Consider the following 14,816-nt stretch of genomic DNA (forward strand, 5'->3'; position numbering starts at 1 on the left):
GAGTTTTTTTACACATCAAGGCCGGAGCGACATAACCACTCCGGCCTTGATATTTTGCCTATTCAAAATCAGCGAGCAATCAGGCAGCTGCCACCTGCGGAGCGGAAGCGCTCGCACAAAGCTGCTGCTTCGTTCTTGTCGCCTGCGGGGATACGGACGCGGTAGAACGTGCCCTTGCCAGCGATTTCAGCCGCCTTGATGTCCACACCGCGACCGCCGATGACGGAGCCGAACTTGGCAGACAGGCTCTGATACGACTTCTGTGCTTCCGCCTGACTTGGCAGCGACGCAACCTGAACATAGTAGCCGCCAGAAGACGATGTGTTGGTGGCTGGCGTTGGCGCAGCGGCAGTTTCCTGCGCAGGCTGCGAAGGCGGTGCCGGACGCACATTACCCTGGCTGGTGACCGCAGCCGTGACAGTGGTCGGCTGGGCCGAAGGGCGGGACGCTGGCATAGGTGCTGCTGTCTGCGCGGGCTTTGGCGCAGCGGCGACTGGCGCGGGCGTCTGTGGCTGCTGAGCAGGCTGCTCAGGTGCGACAGGAACACGCGAGGCGGCAATCACCGCTGGTGCACGTTCTGCGGCAGCCGTAGTCTGTGGTGCGGCAAGCTCTTCGACCTTGTCTGCCTGCGGCGCGGATGGCGCGGCCGGAGCCGGAACTTCCTGTGCAACCAACGTACCGTCAGGCTTGACGATCATCGTGCGGACCTTGCGCGGCGAAACATTGACCGGCGAACCGGCCTGATTTTCAGCAGAGCGTGCCTTTTCTTCCGGCGACAGCAGGCGTGGGTCTTCCGTCTCGCCGACCGGGGTCGAGGCGACGGCATCCATGTCTTCGTTTTCGCCTTCCAGCGGCAACTGCTCGGGGATCAGCGTGCGCTGCACGACGTCCACCGGCTGCTCGTCGGACGAGATCAACGAGGACTGTTTCGGATCGGCAGGTGCGGCACCCGCAACACGGTCATAAACGGCCTTGTCCTGGTTTGGAACCACACGACCACCCGGGTTATCGGGCACAACCTTGGTCGGCTCGCTATCGGCAGAGATGATGACAGGCGCGCCATTGGTACCATGTCCCGAACCGCTGAACATCAGGGCATAGGTCCCGCCGCCGATGAGAAGAACGCCAACCGCTGCGGCCATGGGCACGAACCAGCGGCGTGGACTTGCACGCTCTTCATCATCGCTGTAGCGAACCGGCTGGGCAATCTCGGCGCGGGCAATGTGCTCGCCGGAAGAGCGCGATTCGGCAGCTTCTTCCATGCTGCGACGGAAATCCTGTTCGAGCGCGCGCTCGAACTCGTCAACCTCTTCTGGCGTCGGCTGCGGCTGTCCTGATGCGGGACGGCCATCGGCGTTCTTATGGCGGTCGAGACCACCTGCGACCGCCGGTGCAAACAGCGAGGCAAGCTCGGTGTCAAGATCGAGGTCTTCTTCCTGGCGGCGCGGCGCAGGCTTTGGCTCGAACACGCTCACTGGCAGTTCGGGCACGTCCATTTCGGTCATGGTTTCAGGCTGGTCTTCCGTCTCACCGATCTGCGAGGGATCGAACGGCAGGCTTTCCAGCGTTGCAGGCGGCGCGACGACCACGGCAGCGGCAGGACGTGGTGTCTCCTGGCGAGCGACGGGCGCAGCAACGATCGGCTGAGGGCGAGCGGGTGCGGCCTCGACACGGGGCGGCTCGACAACGGGCTTTGGTTGAACCGGAGCCTGCGCTACCGGTTCAGGTGCCGCCAATACAACAGGTGCCGGTGTAGGCTCGGGAGCCGAGGGCACGTCGATATTGGCGATTTCAGAAAGATCGATGTCGAAATCGATATCGTCGAGCGCCAGTTCGAAGTCATCGTCCTTGAACGTATCGAAATCGCTCATATCCGGCTCGGATTTCGCGATGTTCTGAACGACAGGCGGCTCGACACGGGCGGGTGCAACGGTCGGTGTGACGACGGCAGGCGCTGCGGAAACAACCGGCTCGATGCGCGCTGCAGGGGCTGCAGCCTTTACGTCCTTACTGCTGATTTCGTATTTCGCCACATCGTAGATCAGCTCGTCCATGGCCGAAAGCTTCATCCCGGCGGGAATGGCAGGTTCGATATGGTTGGCAGGCGCAGACAGCGGCTGTTTAAACTGGGCAGCGACGGGGGCCTGAACCACAGGCTCCGCTGGCGTAGGCACGACGGGTGTGGCACGTGGCGCGCCGAAATTGGCAAGAGGAAGCCGCAGGCTGGAATAATCGAGCGAGGAACGACGGGCAATCGGGGCTGGAGCCTGCGACGGTACCACAGGTTCATCGGACACCGACATTTCGAGTTCGCTGACGAGATCGATCGACGCTTCGCCAGATGTTTCCGCCATCCGCTCCCAATCGGGCTGCTGGGCAGCAACTGGTGCTACATAATGCGGTGCTGGCGTCTCTTCGATAGGCCGCGCAGCGACAGGCTCTTCGTAATGCTGTACAGGCTCCACGTCAGCGACAAGCTCTTCGCGGTAAGCCACCGGCGCAACGTATTCCACTTCTGGTTCAGGCGCATGCTGAACTGGCTGCCGTACCGGCTCGCGGTGGGCAACATCGAACAAGGCTGCGACAGAATCGGGATCATCACTGAAGTCGTCACGGAGATTGCTGGCAGCGACCGTATCGGAACCATGCTCCGCAACCAGATATTCCTCCGTGTCGGCAGGCGCATATTGCTCCACCGGCTGAAGCTCCGGCTCCTTGCGGGCGAACACCGATTCGACGCGCTGCATGAATTCGCCAGCCGGGACCGGAGATGCGTGCACATCGTTTGCTGCATCAAGCGCTATCGGCTCGTGACGGGGCGCATCGTAAATGGCGAATTCGCGCAGCAACTCGTCTTCAAGATTGAATTCGGGCTCGCGACGCTGTACCGGCTGCTGCGCTACGGGCGCAGCAACGTGGGATGGCCGATCCTCTTGCCCAACCAGACGCGCCAGTTGCGCCAAGGGATCGTTGTCGTCGAATTCTTCTGTCCGGTTGTCCCGGTTATACGCGACATTTTTATCGACCATTACGTGTTCCACCATCTACGCGTCAAAGCTCTTGCCAGCGTATTGTGAGCAAATAATGGTGAGATGTTATCGCATTTCGTCAGGCGCGTCCGCTCCTAAAAGCGTTAGTCCAGACTTCAATACATTCGCGACAGCATTCACCAGCCCTAACCTGGCAACACTTAATTCTCGGTTTTTATCGTTAACAAAACGTAATTCTGGCTGATCTTTACCTTTATTCCAATGCCCATGGAAGGAGCTTGCAAGATCATAGAGGTAAAAGGCCAGTCTGTGCGGCTCATGATTGAGCGCGATGGACTCGATCATGCGCGGGTATTCAGCCAGTTTAGCAATCAGCTGCAATTCATTGATATCGTTTATCAATGATGAACCGGACGCCATGGTTATCGAGGTCACATCCAGGTCTGGAAATGCCTCATTTGCCTGCCTGAAAACAGACTTGCAGCGGGCATGTGCATATTGCACATAAAACACTGGATTATCCTTGGATTGCTCCGTTACTTTAGCAAAATCGAAATCCAGGGGCTCTGAGCTCTTGCGATAGAGCATCATGAATCGCACCGGATCTCGCCCGACCTCGTCCACAACCTCACGCAAAGTGACGAAATCACCCGAGCGTTTGGACATTTTGACGGGCTCGCCATCACGAAAAAGTTTGACCAGCTGGCACAACAAAACCGTCAGCTTGGACTTGCCTTCGGACACGGCGCGGGCAACCGCTTCCAGACGCTTGACGTAGCCGCCATGATCGGCGCCCAAGACATAGATCATCTCGCCAAAGCCGCGGTCGTACTTGTCCTTGAAGTAGGCGACGTCAGCAGCAAAGTATGTATAGGACCCGTCCGACTTGATCAGCGCACGGTCCATGTCGTCACCGACCTCGGTGGAGCGGAACAGCGTCTGTTCGCGGTCTTCCCAGTCATCCGGCAACTCGCCCTTCGGCGGCGGTAATGTGCCCTTGTAGACATGGCCCTTGAAGGTCAGGTCGTTGATGGCCGACAGTATCGGTCCGGCATTGCCCGCATGCAGGGTGCGCTCGGAATAGAACACATCGTGCTTGACGTTCAGCGCGGCCAGATCCTCGCGGATCATCACCATCATCGCGTCGATGGCCTTGTCTTTGACGATGGGCAGCCACTGCTCTTCCGGCATGGCCCGCAGCTTGATGCCGAATTCATCGGCCAGCGACTGGCCGAGCGGCACCAGATAATCACCCGGATAAAGACCCGGCGGAATGGCGCCGACCTCTTCGCCCAGCGCTTCGCGGTAGCGCAGGAAGACAGAGCGTGCGAGCACGTCGATCTGCGATCCGGCATCGTTGATGTAATATTCCTTGACGACCTCGTAACCGGCAAAGGACAGAAGGTTCGCCAGCGTATCGCCCACCACGGCGCCACGGCAGTGGCCGACATGCATCGGGCCGGTCGGGTTGGCCGAGACATATTCGACGTTGACCTTCTTGCCCGCACCGATGGTCGAGCGGCCGTAGTCGGCACCGTTCTCGATCATGCCGGCCAGCAGGCGCTGCCAATAGGCAACGGATACGCGGATGTTGATGAAGCCCGGGCCCGCGACATTGACGCTATCCACGTCCGCGTCACGCTCCAGTGCGGGAACGATGAGTTCAGCCAGCGCGCGCGGGTTGGTGCCGAGTGGCTTTGCCAGCACCATGGCGGCATTGGTCGCAACGTCGCCATGGCTGGGATCGCGCGGTGATTCCACGGTGATGCGGCCGAAATCCACCGTATCGCGATGCGCCTTGACGAGATCGATCGTCTCGAGCGCGTTTTTGATTCTGGTGTCGAAATCGGCAAAAATGTTCATAATCATATACCTGCGCAAACGGCTTGCATCTCAGTCCGGGCGATCCGGCTCATCGGGCCGTATAACCGGTCCGTATTGGCCCGCTGCCTACCGCAAATCGGGTGTATGGTCAAACAGGCGCTGGTGCGCTTTCAGTGCATAACTGTCGGTCATCCCGGCCAGATAATCTCCAACATGCCGGGCTTTTGCGGCCACGCTCATACCCGGAATACTGTCCACCCAGTAGTGGCTTTGCATTTCGGCGGGGGTTTCCATGTAGCGATGAAACAGGTCTGTTACGATCTGTGTCGCCCCTGCCCTAATGCGCATGATATCGGCATGGCGGTAGATATGCGCAAACAGCAGTTTCTTGATCTGCCGGTCCGTCTCAGCCATGTCAGGCGAAAACGCCGCCACGGTAAAATCGGCCGCGCGGATATCGGCAGCGCATGTCGGCTTCAGCTTCAACAGATTATGCTGCGCAACGCCGATCACGTCTTCCACCATGCGGGTAATCTGACGGCGCATGATTTCATGTGCAAAGCGGTCGTCTTCGAGGTTGGGATATTTGGCCCTCACTTCCGCCATCAATGCACTGAGGAACGGTACCTCCTCCAGCATCTCGAAGGTCAGATAGCCCGCGCGAAGACCGTCATCGATATCATGCGTGTTGTAAGCAATGTCATCGGCTATTGCCGCCACCTGCGCTTCAAGGCTTGCGAACGTCCCGATCTCCAAATCCTGCAATTCGCAATATTCCAGGATGGGCAGCGCAACGGGACCATGGCCACCTCTAGCGTTCTCGCCGATCAGCGGACCGTTGTGTTTAACAAGTCCTTCCAGCGTCTCCCACGTCAGGTTGATGCCGTCATATTCGGCGTAGCGACGCTCAAGCTTGGTGACGATGCGCAGAGACTGGGCATTGTGGTCGAAGCCGCCATAGGGCTTCAACATCTCGTCCAGCGCGTCTTCGCCGGTATGGCCGAAGGGCGTATGACCGAAATCGTGAACCAGCGCCACACCTTCCGCCAAATCTTCGTCCAGCTTCAGCGCACGCGCAAGCGCTCTGGCGATCTGCGCCACCTCCACAGTGTGCGTCAGCCGTGTGCGATAATGGTCTCCGTCAGGGCTGATGAACACTTGCGTCTTGTGCTTGAGGCGACGGAAAGCGGTGGTGTGGACGATGCGGTCACGGTCACGCTGAAAATCGGAGCGAGTGAGGCTAGAGCCTTCCGGAAACAATCGTCCGCGCGTCGTCCAGGGGTCGGTGGCATAAACCGCCCGCTCTCCGCTTCCGAAACCCAATGCACGCTGATCGATTATCATTCTTTATCCTGCTGAACTCTATCACATGGTCTTGCCATTGACCTTTTCATCTACCCTTCATACCTATCCCGAAGGTTGCCGCAAAGCGTCATCGCCGCGCAACAAGCCTATAGACCGTTAATTTGACTGGTTTATAATGGCCATTACGAGAAAACAGCGCTCTCCGGTTCTTGACCCCGGTAGGAGAAACACCATGACCAGAGACATTACACTTTCCGAATCCGCCGCGAAGCGAATCGCCCAGATCGTTGCCTCCGAAGAGGGCAAGCAATCCCTGCGCGTTTCCGTCGAAGGCGGCGGTTGCTCGGGCTTTTCCTATAAGTTCGATCTCGATGGCGCGCCCACGGACGACGACCTCGTCATTTCCAGAGACAACGCCAAGGTGCTGATCGACAGCATGTCGGTCGTCTACATGGAAGGCTCGGAGATCGATTTCGTCGATAATCTGTTGGGACAATCCTTCCAGATCAAAAACCCCAATGCCGTTGCAAGCTGTGGCTGCGGCACCAGCTTCTCGATCTGAGCCTATCAACATAACGCCTGTTGAAACCGTGAAAACGGGTGGCATTCGTGCGAGCATGGTCTAAAACGGATTCCATAATCGAAAATGGAATGTCCGATGAAGATCGCTACCTGGAACATCAACGGCGTCAAAGCGCGTATCGAAAACCTTTGCCAGTGGCTGAAGGATTCGAGCCCTGACATTGCCTGCCTTCAGGAAATCAAATCCGTCGATGAAAACTTCCCGCGCCAAGACATAGAGGCGTTGGGTTATCATGTGGAGACGCACGGCCAAAAAGGCTTCAACGGCGTCGCACTTTTGTCGAAGATGATGCCGGACGAGATCAATCGCGGTCTGCCGGGCGACGACGCCGACGAGCAGGCCCGTTTCATCGAGGGCGTGTTCTCGGTCAAGGGCGGCGCCATCCGCGTCTGTTCGCTTTATCTGCCGAACGGCAATCCGCCGGATGATCCGGTCAAGTACCCTTACAAGCTGGCCTGGATGGAGCGTCTGACCCGCTTTGCGCAAAACCGCCTGCTTCTCGAAGAACCGCTCATTCTGGCTGGCGACTACAACGTCATCCCCGAACCCTTCGATTGCTACGACCCGCGCGCCTGGGAAGGTGATGCGCTGTTCCTGCCCAAGACTCGTGCCGCGTTCCGGAAACTGGAAAACCTCGGACTGACGGATGCCACCCGCGCGACAACGGATGAAGCTGGCCTTTATACGTTCTGGGATTATCAAGCCGGCGCATGGCCGAAGAACAACGGCATTCGCATCGACCACCTGATGTTATCCTGCGAAGCCGCAGACAGGCTGCGATCGGTCTCCATCGAGAAACACGTCCGCGCCTGGGAAAAGCCGTCCGATCATGTTCCGGTCTGTGGGTATTTCGATTTTCCGCTGGCGTCGTGAAGGGCAGAAAATCGTCTTTTCCATCCGTCATACCGGCCTTGAGCCGGTATCCAGCAGTGCCGCGTCGGCGGCGCGTGAGACTCTTGTGAGCAAACAGACGTCAGGTCGCTAGATTCTGGCTTTAAGTCCGGGATGACGAAGACACCAGTGTGTTTCGCCTCAAACTCAGTCCGCGTCACCCAGCGCAATATTCTGCGCAAGCGATATGGCCACCCGTCTATCGTCTTCCGCCGCTACCGAGAAAGCCTGTTCCTGCATGTTCTGGATCCACTTGCAGTTCGCGGCCGAGCACTTGTCGAGTGCAGCCGTCATGAAAGCGAGCCCGCGCACGGTCTGACCTTCCTGAAACAGCAGATTGCCGAAGATGGACATGGCACCGGCGTGACCGTGCTTGCGGGCCTGGTTCAGCCACTTCTTGGCCTGCTGGGTGTCCGCACGGCCGCCCTCGCCCGCCAGGATCATCTGTGCAAGCTCGAACTGCGCTTCGGCCACACCAAAGGTGGAGGCAACCTGGAAATAGAGCTGGCGGGCCTGTGACAGGTCTGTCTTGACGGGGCTGCCGGGAATGCCATGACGATAATAGTCGGCAAGCGACAAAAGCGCGTTGACGAAGAAGCCGGTATCCTCGGAGCCGGGCTCTACGCCCTGGCTGGCAATCTCGCTGTAAATCTTGAAAGCTTCGAAGTCATTCTTGGCGACGCCATCGCCATAGGCATACATGTTGGCCAGTGCCCAGCGCGAGCCCGTGTGACCCTTTTCGGCGGCATAACGATAAGCCTCGACGGCATCGTCCTTCTTGCCGTTCTTGTACGACTTGAAGCCGAACTTGAAGAGATCAAAAGGACCGGATTCCTTCGTCACCCCGGAATTGATGTCAAAAGCTGCGGCCGGTATTGCCATCGATACGAGCAACACTCCCAGACATAGCGGCTTTAAAACGTTGATATCACATTTCAGCATTTCAACGAACTTCTCTCACTCTTCCCGGCCTATAGCGAGTACGCAAACACGACTACAAAGTATTCCCAGCTCAGCTGAGAATTTAGAACACACTGCGTCTTTCCAGCCGCGCACGTCAGATGCGCTGCCAGTGATCAATTGTGGTGCCAGATCAGTATTTTCATGCCAACGAATATATCTGCCGTTTTCGGCAACATCACGGCGTTTAACCGCCCTGCGGATTCCGTGAAGCAAGCGCGCGAATTGAAAACCCGCTTTTACTTGCTTAGACACTGAATCCTAACCCGTTTTCACCTCTACCAAACCTGCAAAGCCACCCTTAAAGCCTGCATAGTCTTCCATTCCCCGCGTCTCTCGAAGACAAACAAGCAACTTGTTTGTGGCGGGAAATGGACAAATACGTCCGCATTCTTACGTTACGTGAAGGTTGCAGAAATATGTTGCCAAATCGTCACAATATTAGCAGTAGGCAACAAAAAACCCGGCCTTGAAAGACCGGGTTCGTTTTCGTCTTAACGGGTGTTAAAACTTTACTTTGACCGAGGTGGAAACGGCAGCGACGAGATCGTTGCCGAAGCTGTAAGAAGCCTCATCACCGTAGGTCTCCCCGTTCAGGACAACCTCACCCGAACTACCGCTCGTGAGAATGCCAATCGCACCAGCAAGGCGGAACTCAACATTTTCAGTTGGTGAGTAGGATACACCCGTTCCGAGTGTCCACGTGTCTGTCTGAGTGCCGAAGCCTTGAGAGGTTCCACGGTCCCACGTGACGGTGACAGCGCCGCTCCACTGATCATTGAATTTGTGTCCAACACCGCCAGAAATGGTCCAGCCATCACGATAGCCAAGATCAAGAGATGTTGCTTCCCCGCCAGCCGCGCAAACGAGCGCCGTTGCAGTCCGACAATAGAATGGGACCTTAGAGAACTGGCTCCAATCCGTCCACTTAACCGAACCCAGAGCCAGCCAACCGGGGGCTATGCCACTTTGAAATTTGAACTCGAGTGAGTCAGGCATATCCTGCGAACCATAGACAGGAATGACAGGACCGCCGATAGCTGCCACTTGAGAGAGATTAAGTGTGCCTGTAATATCGTCAAGTTTTACAGCACTGTTGTAAACCAGACTTGTCCGGAGCGCATATTCCTCAATTTCATATGCAATGCCAGCACGCCAGCCCCATCCGTCACCCTTAAGATCAAGCCGGCCAACGCCCGATCCACCGAATAAAGGATCAGTAACCTGACGCTCTTTGAAACCAGACAGTTCTTGATAGAAACCACCACCGATGAAGCGCACCTGCCCTTTGCCGACATCAAACTTGTATGAGCAGGTCAGAGCGTAGTTATCGCTTTCAACCTTCGTCTCGATATTTTCATTTCGACCGGCCCAATTAGCACCAGGCTTTGTGTGTGCTCCCCAAGGCTGGGAATAATCTGCCATACAATCGACGGCATCACCGAACCCTGCCTTTAGCCCAACCCTTGGCACCCAATAGCTTTCAGAGTCGTTGGCAGTCGATCCAGTGTAGGTTAGCCCGAAAGGAACACTCGGTTGGCTGTCCTGCGCATTCTTAAGCTTACGCTGAGGCGCAACAAACGTTGCCGTCGATTCAGCGGCAAATCTTGAACTGTCGAAAAGCAGGTCAATATTATATCCACCACGCTCAAGACCACCTGCAAAAGCAGGCGTGATCGACGTGATACCGATAGCAAGGCCCAAAGCGCCACTGATAAAATGATTTTGTGTTGCCATCTCTCTCCCCAATCAAGGCAATATGATGCGCAGAACGTGCAATGCTTTGAAACGAAAGACAATCTGCGGCGCGCGCCGAGACGTTTTTGCAGCGCAAAAAAACTTGACGTAAGATGCTGACCGCAATGGATTTGACGTTAGAAACTGGATTTTCATTCCAAAAATTAGAATTTTAAACCAATTTCTTGGAACAAATTGGCGCTCAACCCTGCAGGTGTAGCGAACCGACAACATCCACAATTTTCACATGCAAAAGCCGCGGTTTCGCCTCAGTGCATCGACGCCCGACGTAATAAGGACGCGGTGGCAGCCGATGGGACTGGCGATTTGCGGATGTAACAGTTGATTCTCCGCTCACCGCAAGGCTCAACGAAAAAGCGCCCCTGCAAGAGGAGCGCTTTTTTTAGATCACAACAGTATCAGCTCAACCGGCTTCGTTGACCCGCGAAAGAGCGGTCTTGAGGCTCTTGATCTGCACTTCCAGTCCCGCCTTGCGTTCCCGGTCTGCGGCCACCACTTCCGGGTCGGCATTGGCCACGAACTTCTCGTTCGACAGTTTCTTGTCGATCCGCTCCAGCTCGCTTTCCGCCTTGCCGATAGCCTTTTCAAGCCGGGCCTTTTCGGCTGCGACATCGATCAGGTTGCCCAGCGGAATGCACACGGTAGCCTCACCCAGCACGATCTGTGCCGAACCCTTCGGCGCTACGTCTGCCGCCAGAATTTCGTCTGCACGGGCCAGACGGCGAATAGCGGCCGAGTGGCGGTCGAGGCGCGTTTCCGTCGTCGGGCTTGCGGCAACGATGACCAGCGGTGCCATGGCGCCCGGCGGCACGTTCATTTCCGAGCGTGTCGAGCGAATGCCGGAGACGAGATCGATCAGCCAGTTGATTTCGGCTGCCGCTGCGTCGTCCCGGAACTGGGGCGCTGGCCAGTCCGTGTGGCAGAGCAGATCGGCGCGGCTTTCGCCCTCGCCTGCCGAATGCGCCCACAGCTCTTCCGTCATGAACGGCATGAAGGGGTGCAGCAGCTTGTAGATTTCTTCCAGAACGTAAGCTGCACAGGCCTGCGCTTCGGTCTTGGCGACTTCGTCCTCGCCGCTGAAGACAGGCTTCAACAGTTCCAGATACCAATCGCACACCTGGTTCCACACGAAGCGGTAAAGCGCACTTGCCGCATCGTTGAAACGGTAATTCTCGATCGCCGTCGTCACCTCTTTTGCAGCATCGGCCAGTTCGGTCAGAATCCAGCGGTTGATGGTCTGCGTGGTTGCCTCCGGCAGGAAGTGCGGATCACGCTTGACGCCGTTCATTTCGGCAAAGCGCGTCGCGTTCCACAGCTTGGTGCCGAAGTTGCGGTAACCGGCGATGCGGGCCGGGTCCAGCTTCACGTCGCGCCCCTGCGCCGCCATGATGGCCAACGTGAAGCGCAGCGCGTCCGCACCGTATTCGTCGATCAGGTCGAGCGGATCGATGACGTTGCCCTTGGACTTCGACATCTTCTGGCCGTTCTTGTCGCGAACCAGCGCGTGAATGTAGATCGTGTGGAACGGTTCGACCGGATTGCCAGCATCGTCCTTCATGAAATGCAGACCCATCTGCATCATGCGGACCACCCAGAACGGGATGATATCGAAGCCGGTGACCAGAACATTGGTCGGATAATAGCGCGCCAGTTCCGGCGTCTTGTCCGGCCAGCCCAGTGTGGAGAATGGCCACAGCGCAGACGAGAACCATGTGTCGAGAACGTCTTCGTCACGCGTCAGGATTTCGCCGGGCTTGAAATTCTCGAGCTTCTCCTCGACCCAGGCCTTCCATGGGCCTTCATGGGCCAGATAGTGCTGGATGGCGGCCTGCAAGGCATCTTCCTCGGTCTTTTCGACAAAGACCTGACCATCCGGACCATACCAGGCCGGAATCTGGTGACCCCACCACAACTGGCGCGAAATGCACCATGGCTGGATATTTTCCATCCACTGGAAATAGGTGTTTTCCCAATTCTTCGGCACGAAGTTGGTGCGTCCCTCGCGAACGCTCTCGATCGCGGGCTTGGCCAGCGTCTTGTTGTCCACCCACCACTGCTCGGTCATGCGCGGCTCGATCGGCACGCCGCCACGGTCGCCATGCGGCACCATGTGCTTGTGCGGTTCGATCTTGTCGAGAAGGCCAGCTTCTTCGAAAATCTCGACAATGACCTTGCGGGCGTAGAAACGATCTTGACCCTCAAGACGATCCCATGCGCCATGCAGGGCGGCTGGATGATCGAGACCTTCGAGGAAGTCTTCGTTCTCCTTGATGGTGATTGTCGCATCGACATTGAGAATGTTGATGGCGCGCAGGTCACAGCGTTTGCCGACTTCGAAGTCGTTGAAGTCATGCGCTGGCGTGATCTTGACGGCACCCGTGCCTGCTGTCGGATCGGCATAGTCATCGGCAACGATCGGAATCCTGCGACCGACGATCGGCAGGATGACATGCTTGCCAACGATGGATTTGTAGCGCTCGTCTTCCGGGTTCACGGCAATGCCGGTGTCACCCAGCATGGTTTCCGGGCGTGTCGTGGCAACGACGATATAATCGCGCGTTTCGAATTCAGTTGCCTTGCCGTCTTCATCAAAAGTGACAGGATATTCATAGGTCACGCCCTTTTCGAGCGGGTAGCGGAAGTGCCAGAGGTTGCCCTTTACCTCCAACTGCTCGACTTCCATGTCGGAAATCGCCGTCAGCAGCTTGGGGTCCCAGTTCACAAGGCGCATGTCCTTGTAGATCAGGCCTTCCTTGTAGAGCGAGACGAAGACTTCGAGAACGGCCTGCGAAAGGCCCTCATCCATCGTGAAGCGTTCGCGTGACCAGTCGCAGGATGCGCCCAGGCGCTTCAGCTGGTTGAAGATCAAGCCGCCGGATTCTTCCTTCCACTGCCAGACTTTTTCAATGAAAGCTTCGCGGCCCATCTCGCGGCGGCCGGGAAGCTGGTTTTCCATCAGCTTGCGCTCGACCACCATCTGCGTGGCGATGCCGGCATGATCCATGCCCGGCTGCCACAACACGTCCTTGCCGCGCATACGCTCGAAACGGACCATGATGTCCTGAAGCGTGTTGTTGAGCGCGTGGCCCATATGCAACGAGCCAGTCACGTTGGGCGGTGGAATGACGATTGTGAACGTTTCCGCGCCCGGCTTGGCGTTCACGCCAGCGCGAAACGCGTTGGCCTCGTCCCAGGCTTTGGCGATTTTGGGTTCTACGGATGCGGAATCGTAGGTCTTTTCGAGCATTGACGGACCTGAATTTTAGAGTTCTGGAGCATGTCGCGCAGATTGCAGCGATTTTGCGGAAGCGACATGCGACACGACAGGAATCTACAGTGCACCACGAATCCCAGGGATCGCAATGCGCCATATGTTTGATTTTTTAAATACGGATGGGCGGTGGAGAGTCAACAGCCAGTCGAGATTTCAACGGCAAAGCCTACCAAACAAAAAGCCGCCTCGTTAAAGGGCGGCTTTTGATGCTGTAAAAACATAGCCTCTCAAAAGGCCAAAGAATGGCCTGATGTCAGCGACGCGGGCCGCGGGCAACCCGTTCGATCTCTTCGCGCACCAGTCGCTCGACCAGCGTCGGAAGGTTGTCTTCCAGCCAGTCCTGCAGCATCGGCCGCAACATATCCTGTGCCATCTGCTCGACGGTGGGGCGCTCCACGCCGTCAAACATTTCGGCAAGCTCGCCAAACGAACGCTGGATTTGTGCCCCGGCGGCGGCCGAAATCAGGTTCAGCGACAGGCTGTTGTCCTCAGGCTTTTGTTGTTCCGGCGCAGCGGCTGCGACAGGCTGCTCCTCCACCACGTCCGCCAGTGCAGGCACAGGTGCCGGCTGTTCAGGCTCCACGGCGCCGCGAAGCTCCAGGTTTTCCCACACCGGAACAGGCTGCGGCTCACGCGCGGGAGCCGGGCGATCAAAGAAGGATGGTGCAGGCGGCTGAGGCTGCGGCGCAACGGCTGCCTGGTGTGCATTCATCAAGGGGCGAACGTCGGCCGGGCGCGGCGCAGGCACATAACGCTCCGGCTGCGGAGCAGCCTGCATCGCAGGCTGGGCAACGGGTGCAGGCTCCACAAGCCTTTGCGCGGCATAACCCTGAGGCCCCAGCGTGGCGTTGCGGTCTGCGGCGGCTCTCACCCGTGCGGCGACATCGGCCAGCGACATGGTTTTTTCGGTCGCGTCACCGCCTTCAGGCCGCGTCATGTTCAGCTGTTCAGGCTGCTGGCGCGCGCCAAAACCCTGGTTTGCGGCGGGCGGCACATGGGCAGGCGGGCTTGCGAGTTCTGCGGCAAACGATACATTGTCGCTCTCCTCGTCCTCGTCATAAACCGGCGGCAATGGCGCACCGAAAGCGTCGGTGGAGGCAGGCTCGTTGCTTTCGATAATGCGGCGAATGGATGCCAGAATTTCTTCCATTGATGGTTCGCGCGCGACGCTGGACTGAGCCATTGATATCCCCGATTTCCACGTTCAAAGACGGAACGGAGCAGATCATGC

The 14,816-nt window shown here is 57.6% G+C and carries 9 protein-coding genes; 2 read left to right on the top strand and 7 right to left on the bottom strand.

The annotated features are described in order from the left end of the window. Nucleotides 1-68 precede the first annotated feature (68 nt). From RRU01S_RS12460 to RRU01S_RS12470, 3 genes are all read right to left on the bottom strand, one after another. Complete coding sequence (locus RRU01S_RS12460; protein ID WP_045230582.1) at nucleotides 69-3,029, bottom strand: SPOR domain-containing protein; 2,961 nt, start codon at nucleotides 3,027-3,029, stop codon at nucleotides 69-71. Nucleotides 3,030-3,095: 66 nt separating this feature from the next. Next, complete coding sequence (gene argS / locus RRU01S_RS12465; RefSeq protein ID WP_045230583.1) at nucleotides 3,096-4,853, bottom strand: arginine--tRNA ligase; 1,758 nt, start codon at nucleotides 4,851-4,853, stop codon at nucleotides 3,096-3,098. A gap of 87 nt (nucleotides 4,854-4,940) precedes the next feature. Next, on the bottom strand, nucleotides 4,941-6,158 hold the full coding sequence (locus tag RRU01S_RS12470) for a deoxyguanosinetriphosphate triphosphohydrolase (protein WP_045230584.1): 1,218 nt from the start codon (nucleotides 6,156-6,158) through the stop codon (nucleotides 4,941-4,943). 193 nt (nucleotides 6,159-6,351) lie between these two features. Here RRU01S_RS12470 and erpA point away from each other — a divergent pair, with 193 nt between their 5' ends. Both erpA and xth read left to right on the top strand, forming a co-directional pair. Continuing rightward, nucleotides 6,352-6,681 carry an iron-sulfur cluster insertion protein ErpA gene (erpA, locus tag RRU01S_RS12475; protein WP_045230585.1) on the top strand — a complete coding sequence of 110 codons (330 nt, stop codon included), beginning with the start codon at nucleotides 6,352-6,354 and terminating at the stop codon, nucleotides 6,679-6,681. 96 nt (nucleotides 6,682-6,777) lie between these two features. Further along, nucleotides 6,778-7,575 carry an exodeoxyribonuclease III gene (gene xth, locus RRU01S_RS12480; protein WP_045230586.1) on the top strand — a complete coding sequence of 266 codons (798 nt, stop codon included), beginning with the start codon at nucleotides 6,778-6,780 and terminating at the stop codon, nucleotides 7,573-7,575. 165 nt (nucleotides 7,576-7,740) lie between these two features. Here xth and exoR read toward each other — a convergent pair whose 3' ends face one another. The 4 genes from exoR to RRU01S_RS12500 all read right to left on the bottom strand — a co-directional run bounded on the left by exoR (nucleotide 7,741) and on the right by RRU01S_RS12500 (nucleotide 14,768). Continuing rightward, the gene (exoR, locus tag RRU01S_RS12485; RefSeq protein ID WP_045230587.1) at nucleotides 7,741-8,535 is read right to left on the bottom strand and encodes an exopolysaccharide production regulator ExoR; all 795 of its coding nucleotides are present in this window, start codon (nucleotides 8,533-8,535) and stop codon (nucleotides 7,741-7,743) included. 522 nt (nucleotides 8,536-9,057) lie between these two features. Further along, nucleotides 9,058-10,290, bottom strand: a complete 1,233-nt coding sequence (locus tag RRU01S_RS12490) for an OmpP1/FadL family transporter (protein WP_045230588.1) — start codon at nucleotides 10,288-10,290, stop codon at nucleotides 9,058-9,060. Nucleotides 10,291-10,714: 424 nt separating this feature from the next. Continuing rightward, nucleotides 10,715-13,558, bottom strand: coding sequence for a valine--tRNA ligase (locus tag RRU01S_RS12495; protein WP_045230589.1), 2,844 nt, complete (start codon nucleotides 13,556-13,558; stop codon nucleotides 10,715-10,717). Between the two features lie 280 nt (nucleotides 13,559-13,838). After that, nucleotides 13,839-14,768 (bottom strand): PopZ family protein, encoded by a 930-nt coding sequence (locus RRU01S_RS12500; protein WP_045230590.1) that lies wholly within the window; start codon nucleotides 14,766-14,768, stop codon nucleotides 13,839-13,841. Nucleotides 14,769-14,816 lie beyond the last annotated feature (48 nt).

The sequence above is a fragment of the Agrobacterium rubi TR3 = NBRC 13261 genome, from assembly GCF_000739935.1.
Lineage (GTDB): Bacteria > Pseudomonadota > Alphaproteobacteria > Rhizobiales > Rhizobiaceae > Agrobacterium > Agrobacterium rubi.